This window comes from Blastococcus sp. CT_GayMR20, from assembly GCF_004570345.1.
Map to the genome: position 1 here is coordinate 1 of NZ_SPQM01000020.1, position 17,954 is coordinate 17,954.

16 protein-coding genes are annotated in these 17,954 nt (G+C 72.3%); 7 read left to right on the plus strand and 9 right to left on the minus strand.

Annotated features, from left to right (window positions below; genetic code table 11):
- Positions 1 to 179 precede the first annotated feature (179 nt).
- Positions 180 to 809, minus strand: coding sequence for an alpha-ketoglutarate-dependent dioxygenase AlkB (locus E4P40_RS07440; RefSeq protein WP_135158165.1), 630 nt, complete (start codon positions 807 to 809; stop codon positions 180 to 182).
- Positions 810 to 870: 61 nt separating this feature from the next.
- Positions 871 to 3,096 (minus strand): DEAD/DEAH box helicase, encoded by a 2,226-nt coding sequence (locus E4P40_RS07445; protein ID WP_135158166.1) that lies wholly within the window; start codon positions 3,094 to 3,096, stop codon positions 871 to 873.
- Positions 3,097 to 3,196: 100 nt separating this feature from the next.
- Between E4P40_RS07445 and E4P40_RS07450 the strand changes: the two genes are divergently transcribed.
- The 3 genes from E4P40_RS07450 to E4P40_RS07460 are packed head-to-tail and all read left to right on the plus strand — an operon-like array spanning position 3,197 to position 6,123.
- A complete protein-coding gene (locus E4P40_RS07450; protein WP_245160188.1) occupies positions 3,197 to 3,994 on the plus strand; it encodes a PHP domain-containing protein in 798 nt (265 codons plus the stop codon).
- 52 nt (positions 3,995 to 4,046) lie between these two features.
- Complete coding sequence (gene arcC, locus E4P40_RS07455; protein WP_135158168.1) at positions 4,047 to 4,997, plus strand: carbamate kinase; 951 nt, start codon at positions 4,047 to 4,049, stop codon at positions 4,995 to 4,997.
- 22 nt (positions 4,998 to 5,019) lie between these two features.
- Positions 5,020 to 6,123 carry a ring-opening amidohydrolase gene (locus E4P40_RS07460; RefSeq protein ID WP_135158169.1) on the plus strand — a complete coding sequence of 368 codons (1,104 nt, stop codon included), beginning with the start codon at positions 5,020 to 5,022 and terminating at the stop codon, positions 6,121 to 6,123.
- Positions 6,124 to 6,132: 9 nt separating this feature from the next.
- Here E4P40_RS07460 and E4P40_RS07465 read toward each other — a convergent pair whose 3' ends face one another.
- The 5 genes from E4P40_RS07465 to E4P40_RS07485 all read right to left on the minus strand — a co-directional run bounded on the left by E4P40_RS07465 (position 6,133) and on the right by E4P40_RS07485 (position 11,241).
- Positions 6,133 to 7,803: a signal peptidase I gene (locus E4P40_RS07465; RefSeq protein ID WP_135158170.1), complete on the minus strand. Its 1,671-nt coding sequence runs from the start codon at positions 7,801 to 7,803 to the stop codon at positions 6,133 to 6,135.
- 68 nt (positions 7,804 to 7,871) lie between these two features.
- On the minus strand, positions 7,872 to 8,297 hold the full coding sequence (locus E4P40_RS07470; RefSeq protein ID WP_135158171.1) for a hypothetical protein: 426 nt from the start codon (positions 8,295 to 8,297) through the stop codon (positions 7,872 to 7,874).
- Between the two features lie 236 nt (positions 8,298 to 8,533).
- Positions 8,534 to 10,228, minus strand: a complete 1,695-nt coding sequence (locus E4P40_RS07475; RefSeq protein ID WP_135158172.1) for a SpoIIE family protein phosphatase — start codon at positions 10,226 to 10,228, stop codon at positions 8,534 to 8,536.
- A 162-nt stretch (positions 10,229 to 10,390) separates the two neighbouring features.
- Positions 10,391 to 10,921, minus strand: coding sequence for an RNA 2'-phosphotransferase (locus E4P40_RS07480; RefSeq protein WP_245160189.1), 531 nt, complete (start codon positions 10,919 to 10,921; stop codon positions 10,391 to 10,393).
- 14 nt (positions 10,922 to 10,935) lie between these two features.
- Positions 10,936 to 11,241 carry a hypothetical protein gene (locus tag E4P40_RS07485; RefSeq protein ID WP_245160190.1) on the minus strand — a complete coding sequence of 102 codons (306 nt, stop codon included), beginning with the start codon at positions 11,239 to 11,241 and terminating at the stop codon, positions 10,936 to 10,938.
- A gap of 46 nt (positions 11,242 to 11,287) precedes the next feature.
- Here E4P40_RS07485 and E4P40_RS07490 point away from each other — a divergent pair, with 46 nt between their 5' ends.
- A complete protein-coding gene (locus E4P40_RS07490; RefSeq protein WP_135158173.1) occupies positions 11,288 to 11,875 on the plus strand; it encodes a hypothetical protein in 588 nt (195 codons plus the stop codon).
- 76 nt (positions 11,876 to 11,951) lie between these two features.
- Here the strand turns inward: E4P40_RS07490 and E4P40_RS07495 are convergent, their stop codons facing one another.
- A complete protein-coding gene (locus tag E4P40_RS07495; protein ID WP_135158174.1) occupies positions 11,952 to 13,370 on the minus strand; it encodes a DUF1116 domain-containing protein in 1,419 nt (472 codons plus the stop codon).
- Positions 13,367 to 14,830, minus strand: a complete 1,464-nt coding sequence (locus E4P40_RS07500) for an FdrA family protein (RefSeq protein ID WP_245160191.1) — start codon at positions 14,828 to 14,830, stop codon at positions 13,367 to 13,369. The genes E4P40_RS07495 and E4P40_RS07500 overlap by 4 nt, the downstream gene beginning before the upstream one ends.
- 229 nt (positions 14,831 to 15,059) lie before the next feature.
- Between E4P40_RS07500 and E4P40_RS07505 the strand changes: the two genes are divergently transcribed.
- The 3 genes from E4P40_RS07505 to E4P40_RS07515 are packed head-to-tail and all read left to right on the plus strand — an operon-like array spanning position 15,060 to position 17,943.
- The gene (locus E4P40_RS07505; protein WP_135158176.1) at positions 15,060 to 16,562 is read left to right on the plus strand and encodes a solute carrier family 23 protein; all 1,503 of its coding nucleotides are present in this window, start codon (positions 15,060 to 15,062) and stop codon (positions 16,560 to 16,562) included.
- The gene (locus tag E4P40_RS07510; protein ID WP_135158177.1) at positions 16,559 to 17,446 is read left to right on the plus strand and encodes an FAD binding domain-containing protein; all 888 of its coding nucleotides are present in this window, start codon (positions 16,559 to 16,561) and stop codon (positions 17,444 to 17,446) included. The genes E4P40_RS07505 and E4P40_RS07510 overlap by 4 nt, the downstream gene beginning before the upstream one ends.
- Complete coding sequence (locus E4P40_RS07515) at positions 17,443 to 17,943, plus strand: (2Fe-2S)-binding protein (protein WP_135158178.1); 501 nt, start codon at positions 17,443 to 17,445, stop codon at positions 17,941 to 17,943. Before E4P40_RS07510 ends, E4P40_RS07515 begins: the two co-directional genes overlap by 4 nt.
- Positions 17,944 to 17,954: the final 11 nt, after the last annotated feature.

Below are 17,954 nucleotides of genomic sequence, written 5' to 3' on the forward strand. Positions count from 1 at the left end.
CAAATCGGCCCTCCCGGGCTTCCTCGCTGGCTGGATGTCCAACACTACGCCGGTTTCCAGCACCCCCGCAGGAGCAACCGGTCCGGCGACCCTCCCGGGCCGCGCGGCGCATGGAGAACCATACACGCCTCCGGAGGGGGTCTGCAGGGGGGTGCGGACGCGCCCCGCCCCGACCGGGGTCAGGCGACGCCGGTCGGGCGGAACTGCACGCTCACACGAGGGCCCACGGGCCTGGTGGTCTTGGGGATGCAGTGCTCCCACGTGCGCTGGCAGGACCCACCCATGACGGCGAGGTCGCCGTGACCCAGCGGGAAGCGGAGGCTCTGCCCACCCCCGGCCGGCCGCAGCAGCAACGGACGGGGCGAGCCGAACGAGACGATTGCGACCATCGTGTCCGACGACCGCCCGCGGCCGATCCGATCGCCGTGCCAGGCGACGCTGTCGCGGCCGTCCCGGTAGAGGCACATACCCGCGCTGACGAATCGCTCGCCGAGCTCCGGCCCGTAGTAGCGGTTCAGTGATTCGCGCGCCTCGGTCAGGAGGGGGTGGGGCAGCGTCTCGCGGGGGCCGTACCAGCGGAGCAGTCTCGGGACGGCGACCTCCCGCTCGTACATCTGCCGGCGGTCCTCCCGCCAGCCGATGTTCCCGAGCAGCACGTCCAGGACGGCGTCCGATCCGCTGACCCAGCCCGGCAGGTGGTCCACCCAGGCGCCGTCGCTCAGTTCGTGCCGGACGACAGCGCCGGCGAGCGGCCGCAGGGTCGACTCCTCCGCGAGGTCCCACATCGAGGGCTGGTGCGCGAGCTGCATGCGGGCACGCTACTCCCGGTTTCGCACATGTGTGCGAAAAGCTGTGGAAAGAGCGCGGGCCTCAGGCAGTCAGGGCCAGCGCGAACGGCAGGACGGCGGTGGCGCCCGCCCGGCGGAGCTCGCGGCCGGCCACCGTCATGGTCCACCGCGAGTCGGCGAGATCGTCGACGAGCAGGATCGGGGCAGAACCTGCCTCCGCCAGCCGGTCGCGCAGCTCCGGGCCGACGACGATGCGGTCCCAGACGGCAGCCAACCGGAAGGCGCTGTTGCCGCCCGGCCGCCCGGTGGGTCCGCCGTGTTGCAGCGACATCTCGCCCAGGTAGGGCAACCGGCCCAACCGGGCCAGGCCCTGCGCCAGCCCGCTGATCAGCCGCGGCCGCCGCCGGGACGGCATCGCGACCACGGCGCCCGGGCGCTCCGTCCAGTCCCAGGCGGCGAGCACCCGCGCGCAGGCCTTCATCAGCTCGTCGTCCGGGGGGACGTCGGAGATCGAGCGCTGCACCGGGACGTCGAACGCGGCGTCCGGGTCCTCCTCGATGCCGGGTGCCTCGAGGTCGAGGACCACCACCCCGCCGACGCCGTCGTCCCCCAGGAGCGTGCGGAGGCGCTGTCCCCAGCCGAGGTCGGTCAGCCGCGCCACGGCCCGGCCGGGCTCGATCTGGTCAGCCGGCGAGATCTTGCCCTTGACGTCGACCCCGAGACGGTCGGCGCCGGTCGGCCACTGGCCGCGTGGCGCGAGCTCGACCCCCGGGCGGTCGAGCACGGCGGAGGCCGCCTCGGCCGCGGCCTCCGGCACGTCGGCGGAGTACCAGGGCCCGGCGCAGACGTCGCACCGCCCGCACGGGGCGGCGGTCGGGTCGTCCAGGGCCTCCTGGAGGAAGGCCATCCGGCACATCGCCGCGTCCACGGGCCTGGCGTAGGCGATCATCGCCCGCTGCTCGGCCTCGCGGGTGCGCGTGACGCGGGCATACCGGTCGGCGTCGTACACCCACGGTTGACCGGTCGAGCGCCACCCTCCCTGGACGCGCTCCACGGCGCCGTCGACGGCGAGCACCTTCAGCAGCAGCTCCAACCGCGACCGGCGGACGTCGGCGACGGTCTCCAGCCGCGGTACCGACCACGCCTTGCCGTCCGCCATGGCGGTGAGCACCGCGGCCGCGTGGTCCTCACGCGGCATGGAGGACGTGGCGAACCACTGCCAGATCGCGAGGTCCTCCGGGCCGGGCAGCAGCAGCACGTCGGCGTGCTCCACGGCGCGGCCGGCACGACCGACCTGCTGGTAGTAGCTCACCGGAGAGGACGGCGCCCCCAGGTGCACGACGAACCCGAGGTCGGGCTTGTCGAACCCCATGCCCAGCGCCGAGGTCGCGACGAGGGCCTTCACCTTGTTGTTCCGCAGCGCCTCCTCGGCATCCTTGCGGTCGGCGTCGTCGAGCCGGCCGGTGTAGGCACGCACCTCGTGACCGGCGTCCCGGAGCAGCGCCGCCGTCTCCTCCGCCGCGGCGACGGTGAGCGTGTAGACGATGCCGCTGCCCGGCAGGTCGCCGATGTGGGCGGCCAGCCAGGCCAGCCGCGCCCGGTCCGACGGCAGCCGGAGCACGCCCAGCCGCAGCGACTCCCGCGACAGCGGCCCACGGACGGTCGTGACCTCCACGCCACCGGCGCCCAACTGCTCGGCGACGTCGGCCACCACCCGCTCGTTCGCTGTGGCAGTGGTCGCCAGCACCGGCGTCCCGGCCGGCAGGGTGGCGAGCAGGTCGCGGATCCGGCGGTAGTCGGGTCGGAAGTCGTGTCCCCAGTCGGAGACGCAGTGCGCCTCGTCGACCACGACGAGCCCGCAGCGGGCGACCAGGCCGGGCAGCTGCTCCTCGCGGAACCGGGGGTTCGTGAGCCGCTCGGGAGAGACCAGCAGGACGTCGACGTCATCCGCAGCGAGGCGGGCGGCGATGTCGTCCCACTCGGTCATGTTCGCACTGGAAATCTCGACCGCGCGGATGCCGGCGCGGGCCGCGGCGGCCACCTGGTCACGCATGAGGGCCAGAAGGGGCGACACCAGCAGCGTCGGGCCGGCGCCACGGCGGCGCAGGAGTGCGGTGGAGACGAAGTAGACCGCCGACTTCCCCCAGCCGGTGCGCTGGACGACGAGGGCGCGCTGCGAGCGCTCGACCAGCGCCGAGACGGCGGCGTCCTGCCCCTCGCGGAACACCGCATCCGGCCGCCCGGTCAGCTCGCGGAGGACGGCGAGCGCCTCCTCGGTGATCTCCGACGGCGGCGCAGCGGTGCTCATGGGGACGACAGTAGGCAGGAGCTCCGACACTCGGGGCCACCGCGCGGGGCCTGGGGACGGCGAGGGAGAATCCACAGCGATGCGACCGCCGGACAATCACGTGCACACCAGGTGGTCGTGGGACACCCCTGGCTCCTCGACGATGCGCCGTGCCTGCGAGCGGGCGGTCGCCCTCGGACTGCCGGCGATCGCGTTCACCGAGCACCTGGACTTCACGGTCTGGCACGAGGACGACGCGGCGACGTCCCAGGGCCTGGTCGACCGTCACCCCGCGCATCAGCTCCCCATCGACGTCGAGGGCTACTTCGCCGAGCTCGAGGAGTGCCGGGGCCGGTTCCCGGACCTGCGGATCCTGTCCGGCGTCGAGACCGGTGAGCCGCACCTGTTCGAGGCCAGCGTGGCGGACCACCTGGCGCGGAGTCCCGTGGACCGGATCCTCGGCTCGCTGCACTCCCTGGAGCTCGACGGGCGCCTGGTCGGCGTCGGGCGCCTGCTCTACGTCGATCCGGACACGACGATGCGCCGCTACCTGGCCGAGATCGTGCGGATGATCGAGACCAGCGACGTCTTCCAGGTGCTCGCGCACGTCGACTTCCCGCGCCGGTACTGGCCCGGCGGCACCGACCGGTACGTCGAGAAGACCTACGAGGAGGAGTACCGCGCCGTCTTCCGCGCCCTGGCGTCGACCGGCCGGGCCCTCGAGGTGAACACGAGCAGCCCGCTCGCCTCCGTCGACCAGGTGCGCTGGTTCCACGAGGAGGGCGGGCAGGCGGTCAGCTTCGGCAGCGATGCGCACGCCCCGGCCGCGGTCGGGCAGCGGTTCGACCTCGCCGTCGACGTGGTGGAGGCGGCAGGCTTCCGGCCGGGTCGCGACCGCTTGGACTTCTGGCGCCGGTGACCGCTCCAGCAGGTACTTCACCGCTAAGGCATCTTCCCGCTAGGGTCCGGGGATGACCTCTCGCCGCGTCGTGATCGCCCTCGGGGGCAACGCCATGACCGGCGCCGACGGCTCCGCCACGCCGGAAGCACAGCGGGATGCCATCCGCGAGGCGTCGGCCCACATCGCCGCAGTCGTCGCGACCGGTGTCGAGGTCGTCCTGACCCACGGGAACGGCCCGCAGGTGGGCAACCTGCTCGTCAAGAACGAACTGGCCGCCCACGTCGTCCCGCCCGTGCCGCTGGACTGGTGCGTCGCCCAGACCCAGGCGACCATCGGCTTCACGCTGACCGACGAGCTCGACGCCGCCCTCTCCGAGCGCGGCCTGTCGCAGCGCGCCGCAGGTCTGGTCACCCGCACCCTCGTCGACGTCGACGACCCGGGCTTCCGCGAGCCCTCGAAGCCGGTGGGCCGCTTCCTCCCGCGCGAGGAGGCGGAACGGTTCGTCTCCCTCGGGCAGATCTGGGAGGACCGCGGCGAGAAGGGCTGGCGACGGGTGGTCGCCTCCCCCGAGCCGAGGTCCGTCGTCGACTCCCCCGCGATCCACGCGCTGGCGGCCGCCGGTTTCGTCGTCGTCTGCGCAGGCGGCGGAGGTATCCCGGTGACCGACGACGGCCGGGACGGCACTGCCCTGCGGGGCGTCGAGGCGGTCATCGACAAGGACCTGACGGCTGCGATCCTGGCGCGCGAGCTGGACGCCGACACCCTCGTCATCGCCACCGACGTCCCGAACGTGATGGTCGACTTCGGGACGCCGTCCGCCCGGCCGCTGGGCCGCGTCACCGCAGCGGAGCTGCGGCAGCATGCCGCCGCCGGCCAGTTCGCGCGCGGCAGCATGGGCCCCAAGGTGGACGCCGCGCTCCGTTTCCTCGATGCCGGCGGCACCCGCGCCGTCATCACGTCCCTCGAGCACATCGCCGACGCCGTCGCTGGTGACGACGCCGGCACCGTCCTCACCCGCTGATCCGAACCTGGAAGGAATCCACGTGCCCGCACCGATCGAGGTCCGCAAGATCCCGCTGCACAACGTGAGTGACGCCTCCGAGCTGGCCAAGCTCATCGACGACGGCGTGATCGAGGCCGACCGCGTCATCGCCGTCATCGGCAAGACCGAGGGCAACGGCGGCATCAACGACTACACGCGGATCATCGCCGACCGGGCCTTCCGCGAGGTCCTCGTCGAGAAGGGCAGCCGCCCGCTGGACGAGGTCAAGCAGATCCCGATCGTGTGGTCCGGCGGCACGGACGGCGTCATCAGCCCGCACGCCACCATCTTCGCGACCCTCCCCGAGGACTCGGTGGAGAAGACCGACGAGCCGCGGCTGACCGTCGGGTACGCGATGAGCGACGTCCTCCTGCCCGAGGACATCGGCCGCATCTCGATGGTCGAGAAGGTCGCCGACGGCGTCCGGAAGGCGATGGAGGCCGCGGGCATCACCGACCCGGCCGACGTCCACTACGTGCAGACCAAGACCCCGCTGCTGACGATCGACACGATCCGCGACGCCCGCGAGCGCGGGAAGACCACGTACATGGAGGAGCCGCACGGCTCCATGGACCTCTCCAACGGCACGACCGCGCTCGGCATCGCGGTGGCCCTCGGCGAGATCGAGATGCCGACGCAGGAGCAGGTCATGCACGACCTGTCGCTCTTCAGCGCCGTCGCCTCCTGCTCGTCCGGTGTGGAGCTGGACCGGGCGCAGATCGTCGTGGTCGGCAACGCCCGCGGGCACGGCGGCAACTACCGCGTGGGCCACTCGGTCATGAAGGACGCCCTCGACCAGGACGGCATCTGGGAGGCCATCCGCAATGCCGGCCTCGAGCTGCCCGAGCGCCCGCACCACACCGACCTCGGCGACCGGCTGGTCAACGTCTTCCTCAAGTGCGAGGCCGACCCGAACGGCAAGGTCCGCGGACGGCGCAACGCGATGCTCGACGACTCCGACGTCTCCTGGCACCGCCAGATCAAGGCGACCGTCGGCGGCGTGACCGCCTCGGTGACCGGCGACCCGGCGGTCTTCGTGTCGGTGGCCGCGGTGCACCAGGGCCCGTCCGGCGGTGGCCCGGTCGCCGCGATCGTCAAGGCCTAGCCGGCACGCTCAGGCGACGCGGCCCCAGAGCGCCCCGTCGGGCATGACGGCCTTTCCCACCGGGGCCGTCGTGTCCGGCGGGACGACGCTGGGTGGGACCGGCGGCCTGCCGCGCCTGCGGTCCGACGCACCGGGGACGACGAAGCGGTAGGTGGCGTCGAGGTCCCGGACGGCGAACACGTCCTCGTCCGGGCCGGCGTGGTGCAGGACGACGGTGTCGAACCGCTCGGCGACCCGGTGCAGCGACTCGGCGTCCGACACGTCGATGACGGTGGGTCCCGGGCTGAAGGACGACACCGGGAGGATCCGGTCGGCGTGCCGGACGAGGAAGCTGTCCGCGACGTCGCCCCGGCCGACCCGCCCCACCCACGCGGCGGCACCGAGGGTGACGAGCGCGGCGAGCAGGGCGGCACCGACGGCCGTGCGGACGGCCCCGATCGGTACCGACACCCCCAGCACCGTGAGGCTGCGCGGCACCACCTCGTCGGTCTGCACCTCGGTCCGCACGGTCGTGGCGAAGGCCGCTGCCTCGGTCGCGGCCGGCCGCAGGGACATGTCCTCCAGCGCGAAGACCAGGCCGGGGAGGGGGTCGGCGGCAAAGGCGATGCCCTCGACCGTGCCGGTCAGATCGGTCACCGGGGTCACCGTGAGGGTCGCCGACCCCCCGGTCACGCCGATCTCGTCGTAGTGGCGGGTGAGCAGCTCCTCGGCCTCGTCGGTGTCGACCGCGACCGACGCCGTCGCCGTCCCGCCCTGGAGGGCCGCGACGCCACCGCTGGTCAGGACGGCGCTCCAGCCGTCGGCAGCGGTGACCACGACGTCGAGGCGCATGCCGCCGCCGAGCCCGGCGAGGTCCGGGCCGGTGACCGTGCTGGTGAGGGACACGGTGAGGTTCCGGACGAGGCTGGTCCACACGGTCTCGCCGGTCGCGACCGTGCCGTCGGGGTAGGTGGTGCCGGGCTCCGCCTCGCCCGTGTAGGCGAACTCGCCCTGCTGGTGGACCTGCAGGGTCCGCGTGTCCGTCTGGGTGGGCGGCAGGGCCAGCAGCACGCCGCAGCCGACTGCCGCGAGGATTGTGACCGCGCCGGCCCCCAGGGCGACCTGGCGCGCCCGCGCCCGGGTGGGCGTAGAGGCCCGGGCCGCGACCGGCAGGGATCGGACCCGGTCGGACAGCGAGAGGCCGGAGACGCGGCCGCGCAGTGCCCGTAGGTGGCGGCGGGCGCGGGGTCGACGGGCGGTGGCACCGAGCAGGGCCAACACCACCCCCGCCATCGGGAGTGATAGCCCGGGTGAGCGCAGCGCATCGAGCACCTCGCCGCCCTGGGGAATGCGGAGAAAGAGACGGCCGAGGATCTCGTCCGCCGTCGGCCGCTCCTCGTCGAGCCAGTCGTTGTTGTCGCCCTGGGTCACGAATCCGTCCGCGTCGCCGGAGACGATGCGGTGCATGACGATCGTCTCGAGGTCGTTGCTGTAATACGCGACGACGTCGCCGACGGCGTAGGTCTCGGCCGGGCTCAGGACGGCGAGGTCCCCGGTGGTGAACTCGGGTTCCATGCTTGTGCCGTGCGTGGAGACGTACGTCGTCCCCCCGCCCAGCTCCGCGGGCCAGAACAGCCACACGGTCGTCAACACCAGCGCGATGACAGCGCTGATGCCGGCGACTCTGGAGGCTGCGTTCATCGTGAGAGCGCCCGACCACGGGGCGGGCGGGGCGGGTACTGCGCCGCCCCGCCCGTTCCGGGGCAGGGTTACTGGACCACCGTCAGACCGACGGCGTCGAAGTCGGCGAACCTCCGGACGACGCCGGCGTTCGACGCGGCGCTCGTGTCGCAGGTGAGCACGAGGCTCGGAGGGGTCGCCCCGGGCGCCCACGGGGAGGTCACGGCGCACGCGTACGGGCTACCGACGACCGCGGTGCCGCCCGTCGTCTTGAGCGTCATGGTCGACGTGTGCGTGGTGATGTTGGTCGTGCTCGTGAACCGGATTGCGTCGACCACGGTGCCGTCCGACCCGTTGGCGACGTAGCTGATGTTGGTCACCGTGGCGCCGGTGACGGTGCCCTGGCCATAGCCGGCGACGCTGTTCGGGACGGTGTTGCTGGCAGTGAAGGCGGAGGTGGCAGCACCGGCAGCGGCAACCGCAACACCGGCGAGCAGAACGCGCGACTTGCGCATTGCCTGGGTCCTGTTCTCTCAGGTGGCGCAGGGTCGCGCGGATGGGGTCATCCGGCTCCAGCGACGGCTGTGCCACTTCTCGTTGACATCCCCTTTTCGGCCGCGCTCCTACAGCCTTAACTCCTGTCCCAAAGGAAACTGGAGTCGCCATGACGACTCCGGAAAGGCGGCTACCGCCGCCTTCCGGAACGGGGAGGAAAGTGCTCGTCAGCCTGCATTCGCAGGCGGGCGGAGAATCAGCTCCCGCTGCGGTACAGGAGGAACGCGACGTCGTCGTCGGGGGCGTCGGCGAGCAGTTTCTCGGTGAGCAGGTCCGCGAGGTCCGCCGGCGACAGGTGCCGGCCGGAGGTGAGGACGTCGACCGCCCGGGCCATCCCGTCGTCGATCACGCGGTCGCGGCGCTCGACCAGACCGTCGGTGTAGAGCAGCAGCGTCGAGCCCGGCGGCAGGACGACATCGGACTCCGGGCGCTGCAGGTCGTCCGCCACGGCCAGCGGCAGCGAGGCGGCGTCCTCCAGGAATCGCGAGTGCCCGTCGGCGTCGACGAGGATCGCCGGCGGATGTCCCGCGCTGCTGTACCGGAGCGTCTGGGTGTGGACGTCGATGACGGCGCAGAACACCGTGCTCACGGCGGCCCCGGGCACGAGGTCCGCGAACCGGTCCAGCGCGGACAGCACGTGCCCGGGGGAGCTGGTCTCGAGCAGCAGGGCGCGTCCGGCGCTCCGGAGCTGGCCCATGACGGCTGCGGCGGCGAGGCCACGGCCGACCACGTCGCCGACGACGACGCCGTAGAGACCGTCGGGCAGGTCGACCACGTCGTACCAGTCGCCACCGACCTCGAGGGTGCCGGTGGCCGGCTCGTAGTGGACGGCGAAGCCCTCCGGCAGGAGGGTCGGGCCGAGGACGGCGCGCTGCAAGGTGACGGCCACGTCGGTGAAGAACTGCGCCTCCGCGCGGTCCAGGGCGGCCTGGTCCTCGGCGCGCCGGCGCTCCAGCTCGACCGCGCGGGCATCGGCGAGGGCGGCCGACATCTGTCCCGCCGCCAGGGCCAGGAAGCTGCGGTACTCCTCGTCCATGCGCAGGTGGGGGCTCACGCCCAGGACCAGCGCTCCGGCCGGGCGCGACGAACCGGCGAACGTCAGCGGCAGGACGACCGCGGTGTCGACTTCCGCCTCCCTCACGGGGCTCGCGCCGCCGGAGGACAGGCCCGGCAGCCGCTCGGCCAGGCGGTCGACCGTCTGCGCCACACCGGTGTCGACCACCGTGCGCGCGAGCTCCGGGATGTCGCTCCCGGCCAGCCGCTGCTCGGTGCCCGTGCCGTGGCCGGCGACCAGCCGGAGGTCGCCGTGGTCGTCGGCGAGGTAGACGAGGCCGAACGGACAGTCGGCCCGGGCGCGGCCGAGCACCTCGAGTGCGGCCTCCACCGCCTCGACCGCGTTGCCGTGCACGGAGCGCGGGAGGCTGCCGAGCTGCTGCAGCACGAGCAGCCGCCGTGCGGCGAGGACGCGGGGGGTGGTCTCCACGACGGTGTTGAGCAGACCGGCCACGCGCCCGCCCGGCTCCACGACGGGACTGTAGGAGAAGGTGAAGTAGCACTCCTCCTCGAAACCGTGCCGGGTCATCGTGAGCGGCAGGTCCTCGAAGAAGGTCGCCTCGCCGGCGAAGACGTCGTCGATCATCGGCTTGATGTCGGCCCAGACGTCGACCCAGACGTCGGGTACCCGCTTGCCGAGGGCGTCGGGGTGCCGCATGCCCAGCATGGGGGCATAGGCGTCGTTGTAGACCATGACGAGCTCCGGGCCCCACATGAGGAGCTTGGCGAAGCGCGTGTTGAGCGAGTTGCTGACCGTCGTCCGCAGGACGGGTGACCACTGCTCCTCGGGACCGAGAGCGGTCGCCGCCCAGTCGTGCTCGAGGACCCTGCGCTGCATGTCGGTGCGGCAGGCGCCCGGGATGAGCTCGCCCAGCAGCCCGTCCAGTTCATACCCCCAGGAAGCACGCGCGGGACGCCGTGGCGGCGCCCCCGTCCACCGGAATCCTGCCACTTCTGCGTCGCGCCAGCCCCTCGGGCGCTACCGATCGTGACGGAACGGTCATACCCCGCTGTCGACACCGAGGTACGCCGGAGGAACGGTCTCGGTCAGCCAGACCCCGTTCGCCGACCGCGTGAACGTGTGCCCGGCCGCGGCCATCCCTGCCGCGTCCACCCGGAGGACGACGGCGCGACCGCGCCGCCCACCCACCGATCGGGCGGTGGCGGCATCCGGGCTCAGGTGGACCGCGTGCCGCCGTCCGGGGACGAGCCCCTGGGCCAGGATCGCGGGGAGGAACCGATCGACCGTGCCGTGGAAGAGGACGTCCGGCGGCCGCTCGGGCCGGTAGCCGAGCTCGACCGGACGGCTGTGGCCCTGGCTCGCGCGGATCCGGGTGCCGGTGTCGTCGAAGGCGAAGCGCTGCTTGTCGTTGGTGGCGACGACGTGCTCGAGCTCCCCCCTGGTGAGCTGCAGCGCCGTGAGCAGGGCGTCGACGTCCACCCAGCCGGCGTCGTCCAGGACCAGCCCGACGCTGCCGGGCTGGTGCCGCAGGACGTATGACAGCCGCTTGCTCATCCGGACGACGTCCACGTCGCCAGTGTCGGTCAGCGCGAGTAGTACTCCACGACAAGCTGCTCCTCGCAGACGACCGGGACCTCGTCGCGGGACGGCGTCCGCTCGTACCGTGCGACCAAATCGGTCAGCCGGACCGCGAGGTAGGCCGGGGCGTCGGCGTGCGCACCGGAGGCGGCGACCACGAACGGCTCCTTGGCCCGCGACTTCTCGGCGACCTGGACGAAGTCGCCCGGCCTGAGGCGGTACGACGGACGGTCGACCCTCGTGCCGTTGACGCCGTCGACCGCCTGCTGAGCTGCGGTCGAGACTGAAGCGTCCAGCAACAGAGCGAGCATGAACGCGAAAGCTCCACCCGGGGGACGCTCCCTCTAACGTCGCCCCATGAACCCTCCGCCGGCGACGGCCACCACAGGGTTGCTCGCTCTCGGCGCCGGGCTTCTCGGGGTGATTCTCGGTGCGGCGTTCCAGCATCAGAGGGACCGAGCCGCCCACCAGCGCCTGCTTCGAACTCGTTGGGACGAGACGCTTCTCCTCAGTCTCGTCGAGTACCTCGGTGCAGTGGACAAGGCCGTGCGCGGGCTTCGGCGTGCCTGGGAACTGCGTGCTCAGGGCAGTCCGGATGCGGAACACATCAAGGAGAAGGCACTGGAGTGTCTCGAGGTCGCCCATGAGAAGTCACACGCTGTCACGCTGCTCACCGGTGACGCCGACGATGCCGTGCGAGCTGCTGCCCGCGAGATGCGCCGGCTCCTGCTACCCGTCGGGCGTGCGTTACGAGACTCACGCGAGCTTGACGAGTCGACGCTAGGGACGCTGGTCGGTCAATGTCACGACGCCCGGTACATGTTGATCGACGCCGCTCAGCGGCGGCTCGGTGTGCAGGCTCAGAACTCTGGGCGCTGGTCGTCGGCCACCTCGGCTCCACCTACCCGTGAACCGTCTCCCCTGTCGTCGAACGAGGCTCGCTGATCTCCCGTCGGGCACAGGGCTCAGGAACGTCGTCGATCATCCTGCGATCACGAGCGCATGATCGACTTCGGCAGGCTCAGGGGGTGCGGGACTCCTCGGCGAGCGCGGCCAGCGCCTTCTCGAAGCACTCCTGCGGCGGCTGGACCAGCCCGGCGCCGACCTGACCGGTGCCGGCCACCCGGCCGGCCATGCCGGTGTTGATCTGCGGCAACCAGCCGGTGCGCGCGACCTTGAGGACGTCGATGCCCGTCGGCGAGCCGCGGAAGCCCATGATCGGGATCGCCATCGCCGGGTTCTCCGCGAGCGTCAGCTGGTACATCCGCTCGGTCGTGGCCAGCGCGTCCGGCACGGTGCCGCCGACGAAGCGCACGATCGCCGGGGCCGCGGCCATCGAGAAGCCGCCGACGCCGTAGGTCTCCATGATCGCGGAGTCGCCGATGTCGGGGTTGGCGTCGTCCGGGCCGTAGTCACCGAGGAAGAGGCCGACCGGCGTCTGAGCAGGACCGGTGAACCAGCGGTCGCCGGTGCCGGCGGTCTGGATGCCGAACTCGGTGCCGTTGCGCGACATGACGGTCACCAGCGACGAGCCCGGGACGTCCCGGGCGGCGTCCATCGCGAGCTTCGCCGTCGGCATGCCGAGGTTCAGGTAGAAGTGCTCGTTGCCGCCGATGAACCTCAGCACCGCGGCGATGTCGGTCGACGGCGCATCCACCGCGACGATCGCCGGCGACAGCTCGCGGAGGGTCATCAGCGACCCGGCGCGGTTGCGGTTGTGCCCCTCGTCCCCCATCTGCAGCATCTGGGCGAGGATCGACTTGGCGTCCAGCGGATCGGTCATCGAGCGCACCGCGTCGCACAGGATCGGCCCGAGGACGTCGCGCATCCACGCCAGCCGGGTGAGCACCTCGTCGTTGTAGGCGCCCATCCGGAGCACCTTGCCGAGGCCCTCGTTGAGGTTGCAGAAGGCCATGTTCTTGTTGCTGCCGCCGTTGACCGGGTCCGCCAGGCACCACATCCACATCGACGGGCTGGTCACGCCCGCCATCGGGCCGACCGTCCGGTGGTGGTGGCAGGGGTCCAGCGTGACCTCACCGGCGGCCAGGATCCGTTCGGCGTCCTCGACGTCGGACGCCCAGCCCTCGAACAGGCAGGCGCCGATGAGCGCGCCGCGCATCGGACCCGAGGCGGTCTCCCAGGTCAGCGGCGGACCGGAGTGCAGCAGGGTGCGGTCGGCGAGGCCGATCACCTCACGGGCGGGGCGGACGTCGACCAGCTGCGAGCCCGCGGCGAGGATCCGCTCCACGGCCACCCGGTTGGCCGGGTTCCGGCGGGGGTCCAGCGCCAGCGCGGCCAGGTCGCCCGGGTCCCCGAAGCCCGGCGGCCGCCAGTCGACGTCGTGCACGTCGGCACCCTGGGCGCGGAGAGCGTCGGAGAAGACGTCGACCCCGGCGGCGACGATGGACGGGGGTGCGGAGAGCAGTCCACCCAGAGTCATGCCGAGGCTCCCAGCAGGTCGAGGGCGTACCGGACGGCGTGCGCGTTCGAGGCGAAGACGGCGGCACCCGCGGCGGCGAGCGCGTCGGCCTGGCGGGACCAGCCCTGCGGATCGCCCTCCGTGCCGATCAGCGCGATCACCACGGGCAGGGTGCCCGCACGCCGGGCCGCGGTCAGCGCCGGCGCGAGGGAGTACGCCGGGTCCGGATCGGCGCCGTAGCCGAGGACGACGTCCAGCAGCAGGACCGCGGGCTCGCGCCGCGCGGCCAGGTTGCTGATGGCCTCCAGCCGCAGGGTCGGGTCGATCATCGGGTGCGCCCGGCCCACGGTCAGGGCGTCGTCCCCGAAGTCGATGACGACGTGACCGGGGGCATTCAGGTCCGTTCCGAGGTCGAGCTCGGGCTTCAGCGGGGTGTTGGACCGGATGTCGCCGAGCGCCGGCGCAGCCAGGAGCATCGCCTCGTCGGCGAGCGTGCCGCCGGAGTAGAGGCCCTTCAGGACCGCGCCCGGGACGGCCGCCTCGGCCGGCCCTGGGCGGGACGGCCAGGCGGGAACGTCCAGCCCCAGGTCCGTCAGCAGCCCCTCGACGGCGGCGGTCAGGTCAGGGGTGTCGGGCGAGAGGGCGGCGGACCGGACCGGCACCGAGAGCTTCGCGGCGGCGGCCTCCACCGACGCGGCGACGGACGGCGCCGGCGGCTTGGACACCAGCAGCACCCGCTCGGTCGCCGGGTCGGCGTCCAGCGCGGCGAGCGCATCGAGCGTGGCCAGTCCGCCGACGGCCTCGGAGAGGTCGCGGCCACCCACGCCGAGCACGTGCGAGACGCCGACCCCGGCCATGTCCAGCAGGCACGAGACCTGCTGGGCGCCCGTGCCCGACGCGGCCACGAGGCCGACCGGTCCTGGACGGACGACGTTGGCGAAGCCGAGGGCAACCCCGGAGACGATCGCCGTCCCGCAGTCTGGACCCATGACGAGGACCCCGGCGGCGTGCGCAGCCCGCTTGAGCGCCACCTCGTGCTCGACGGCCACGCCGTCGGAGAAGACCAGCACGCTGCGGCCGGCCGCGATCGCGTCGGCGGCTTCCGCCACGGCGTACTGACCGGGCACCGAGATGATCGCCAGCGCCGACGCGTCGGGGGCGAGTTCGGCCAGGCCGGAGCCGATGGTGCGCTGCGGGATGGCGGCCGCGGTGCCGGTCGAGCGCTCGCGGGCGGCCAGCGCGGCGTCCACGGCGGCGACCGCGGTGGCCAGCGTGGCGTCGTCCTCGGCCCGGACGGCGATGAGCAGCTGCTCCGGCGAGGCGTCCTCGTCCGGCGCGAGGCCCATACCGGCCGCGAGCTCCAGGTTCAGCGGCGTGGCCATGGCGACCAGCACCGCGGTGACGCCCTCCAGGCCCTGGATCTCGCGGCTCACCTGCATCAGCCGGACGGAGTCGGCGTAGACCCCCGAGCGGAGGGTCACCGACCGCACCCCGGAGGGAACGGATGGGGGCGGTGTGGCGGTCATCCAGAGGACCGTACCGACAGCTGTCTCAGTGGTGAAGTATCGGTGTTCACCTGCAATAACGATTTAGCACTGAGGCACTTCCGCGCGAGACGACTGCGTGACACATTGGCGCCTCCCCGGTGAGGGAAACAGCCGTTGACCAGCACCGGTCCGGGTCGGAAGTGCACGTCGAGGAGGCACTCGCATGGCGCTCAGCTGGAAGCTCTACGGGGACGGCAAGACCCCGCCCTTGGGCGAGGCTGTCGCCCCGGACGAACGGCTCTCGTGGCCGCGCACGGTCGGCATCGGTGCGCAGCACGTCGTCGCGATGTTCGGCGCGACCTTCGTCTTCCCCCTGATCATGGGGCTGGACCCCAACCTCGCGATCATGATGAGCGGGATCGCGACGATCCTGTTCCTGCTCATCGTCAGGGGCCAGGTGCCCAGCTACCTGGGCACCAGCGCCTCGTTCGTGGGCGGCGTCGTGGCGATCCGCGCCAACGGCGGTGACTCGAGCGATGTCGTCGGCGCGATCCTGGTTGCGGGCGTCGTGCTGGCGCTGGTGGGTCTGCTGATCCACTTCGCGGGCGTCGGCGTCGTGAACAAGGTGCTGCCCCCGGCCGTCACCGGCGCGGTGGTCATGCTGATCGGGTTCAACCTGGCCCCGGTCGCCGCCGGCATCTACTGGCCGCAGGACCAGTGGGTCGCCCTGGCCACGATGGCGTTCGTCATCGTCTGCTCGCTCGCGCTGCGCGGCTTCCTCGCCCGCATCTCGATCCTGCTCGGCCTGGTCTTCGGCTACCTGCTCTCGGTGCTGCTCGACGTCACCGCCGGCCAGATCACCTCCCCCGACGGGACCGGCGAGGTCGTCACCCGCGACCGGATCAACTTCGACACGGTGGGCGACGCCGACTGGTTCGGCCTGCCGGACTTCACCGCGCCGAGCTTCTCGCTGAAGTTCAGCCTCCTGGTGCTGCCCGCGGTCATCGCCCTGGTCGCGGAGAACGCCGGTCACGTCAAGGCCGTCGCGGAGATGACCAAGCGCGACCTCGACCCGGTCATCGGCCGCGCGATCTTCGCCGACGGTGTCGGCACCGTCGTCGCCACCTCGGTCGGTGGCTCGCCCACGACGACCTACGCCGAGAACATCGGCGTCATGGCCGCCACCCGGGTGTACTCGACCGCGGCGTACTACGTGGCCGCGATCGTCGCGATCCTGCTGGGCCTCGTGCCCAAGTTCGGCGCCCTGATCAACATCGTCCCGGGCGGCGTTCTCGGCGGGATCACCGTCGTCCTCTACGGGATGATCGGCCTGCTCGGCGCGAAGATCTGGAAGGAGAACCGCGTCGACTTCGCCAACCCGATCAACCTGGTGCCGCTGGCCGCAGGCATCATCATCGGCATCGGCCCGGTACGTCTCCAGATCACGGACAACTTCTCCCTGGAGGGGATCGCGCTCGGCTCGATCGTGGCCGTCGTCGGCTGGCACGTCGCCCGTGCACTGGCCCCGACGGACATGAAGGCCGCACTGCTCCGCGAGGGCAGCGTGCTGGAGAGCGGCTCCACGCTCGGCCACACCGGCGAGCAGCTCCGTGGTCCGGCCGGCGGCTACGCCGACGCGCGCGGTGGCACCGATCCGTCGTCGGTGGACGAGGTCGGCCGCCCGGGTGTTCCCCACGATCGTGGAGAGGGCACGCTCAACCGGTGAAGCCCGCTCCCTTCCGTTACGCCGACCCCGGCACCCTGGACGAGGCCCTCGCGGTCCTGTCGGCAGAGGGTGAGGGCGCCAAGGTGCTCGCCGGTGGCCAGTCGCTGCTCCCGCTGCTCTCCATGCGGCTCGCGGCGCCGACCACCCTGGTGGACATCAACCGGGTGCCCGGCCTCGACACCGTCGAGGCCACCGGGGACGGCGTGACGGTGGGAGCCCTGGTCCGCCACAACGCACTGCTGGGTGGCCACCCCCAGGCCGTTGCCGCCGCCCGGGTCCAGCCGCTGCTGGCCCGGGCGACGGCGAACGTCGCCCACCCGGCCATCCGCAACCGGGGGACGACGGTCGGCTCGATCGCGCACGCCGACCCCTCGGGCGAGATGACCTCCGTCCTCGCCCTCACCGACGGTCATGTCACCGTCGCCACGCCCTCCGGGATCTCCACCGTCGAGTGGCGCGACTTCTTCGTCGGCCCGCTGGAGACCTCGGTGCACGGTCCCGCGGTCGTCACCTCCGCCTACTTCCCCGCGTTGCCGCTGCGCTCGGGCACCGCCTTCGCCGAGGTCGCCCGGCGCAAGGGCGACTACGCGGTCTGCGGCGCGGGCGTCGTCGTCACCCTGTCCGAGGACCGCACCGTCGAGCGTGTCCTCGCCTCCTACGTGTCGGTGGGGCTCACCCCCGAGGTGCACGACCTGACCGACGCCGTCGCCGGGTCGACGGTGGAGAAGGCCGACTGGGCCGCCGCAGGTGCGCTGGCGCGGACGCTGGTCGACCCCGACACCGACATCCACGCCAGTGCCGACTACCGCCGCCTGCTGGTCGGCGTCCTGACGGAACGGACTTCGGCCTCGGCGGCAGCCGAGGCGGCAGGGGGAACCGCGTGAGTGTCGACACGGAACGGACGATCACCGTCACGGTGAACGGTGTTCCACGTGAAGCCACCGTGCCGGTGCGCCGGCTGCTGTCGGACGCGCTGCGCCACGACCTCGGGCTGACCGGCACGCACGTCGGCTGCGAGCACGGCGTCTGCGGGGCGTGCACGGTGCTGGTGGACGGCGACCCGGTGCGCTCGTGCCTGCTGCTCGCCGTCCAGGTGGACGGCGCCTCGGTGACCACCGTGGAGGGCCTCGCCTCGGACGACGGCTCGCTGCACCCCGTGCAGGAGGCCTTCCGCGAGTGCCACGCGCTGCAGTGCGGGTTCTGCACGCCCGGCTTCCTGATGACGATCGCGGCGGGGTTGGAGAAGCGGGACAACGCCGCGGAGCTGACCGAGGAGGAGGTCGACGACCTGGTGGGCGGCAACCTCTGCCGGTGCACGGGCTACGCCAACATCAAGAAGGCGGTCCACCACGCCAACACGGCGATGCGGGACGCCCAGTGAGTGCCGAAATG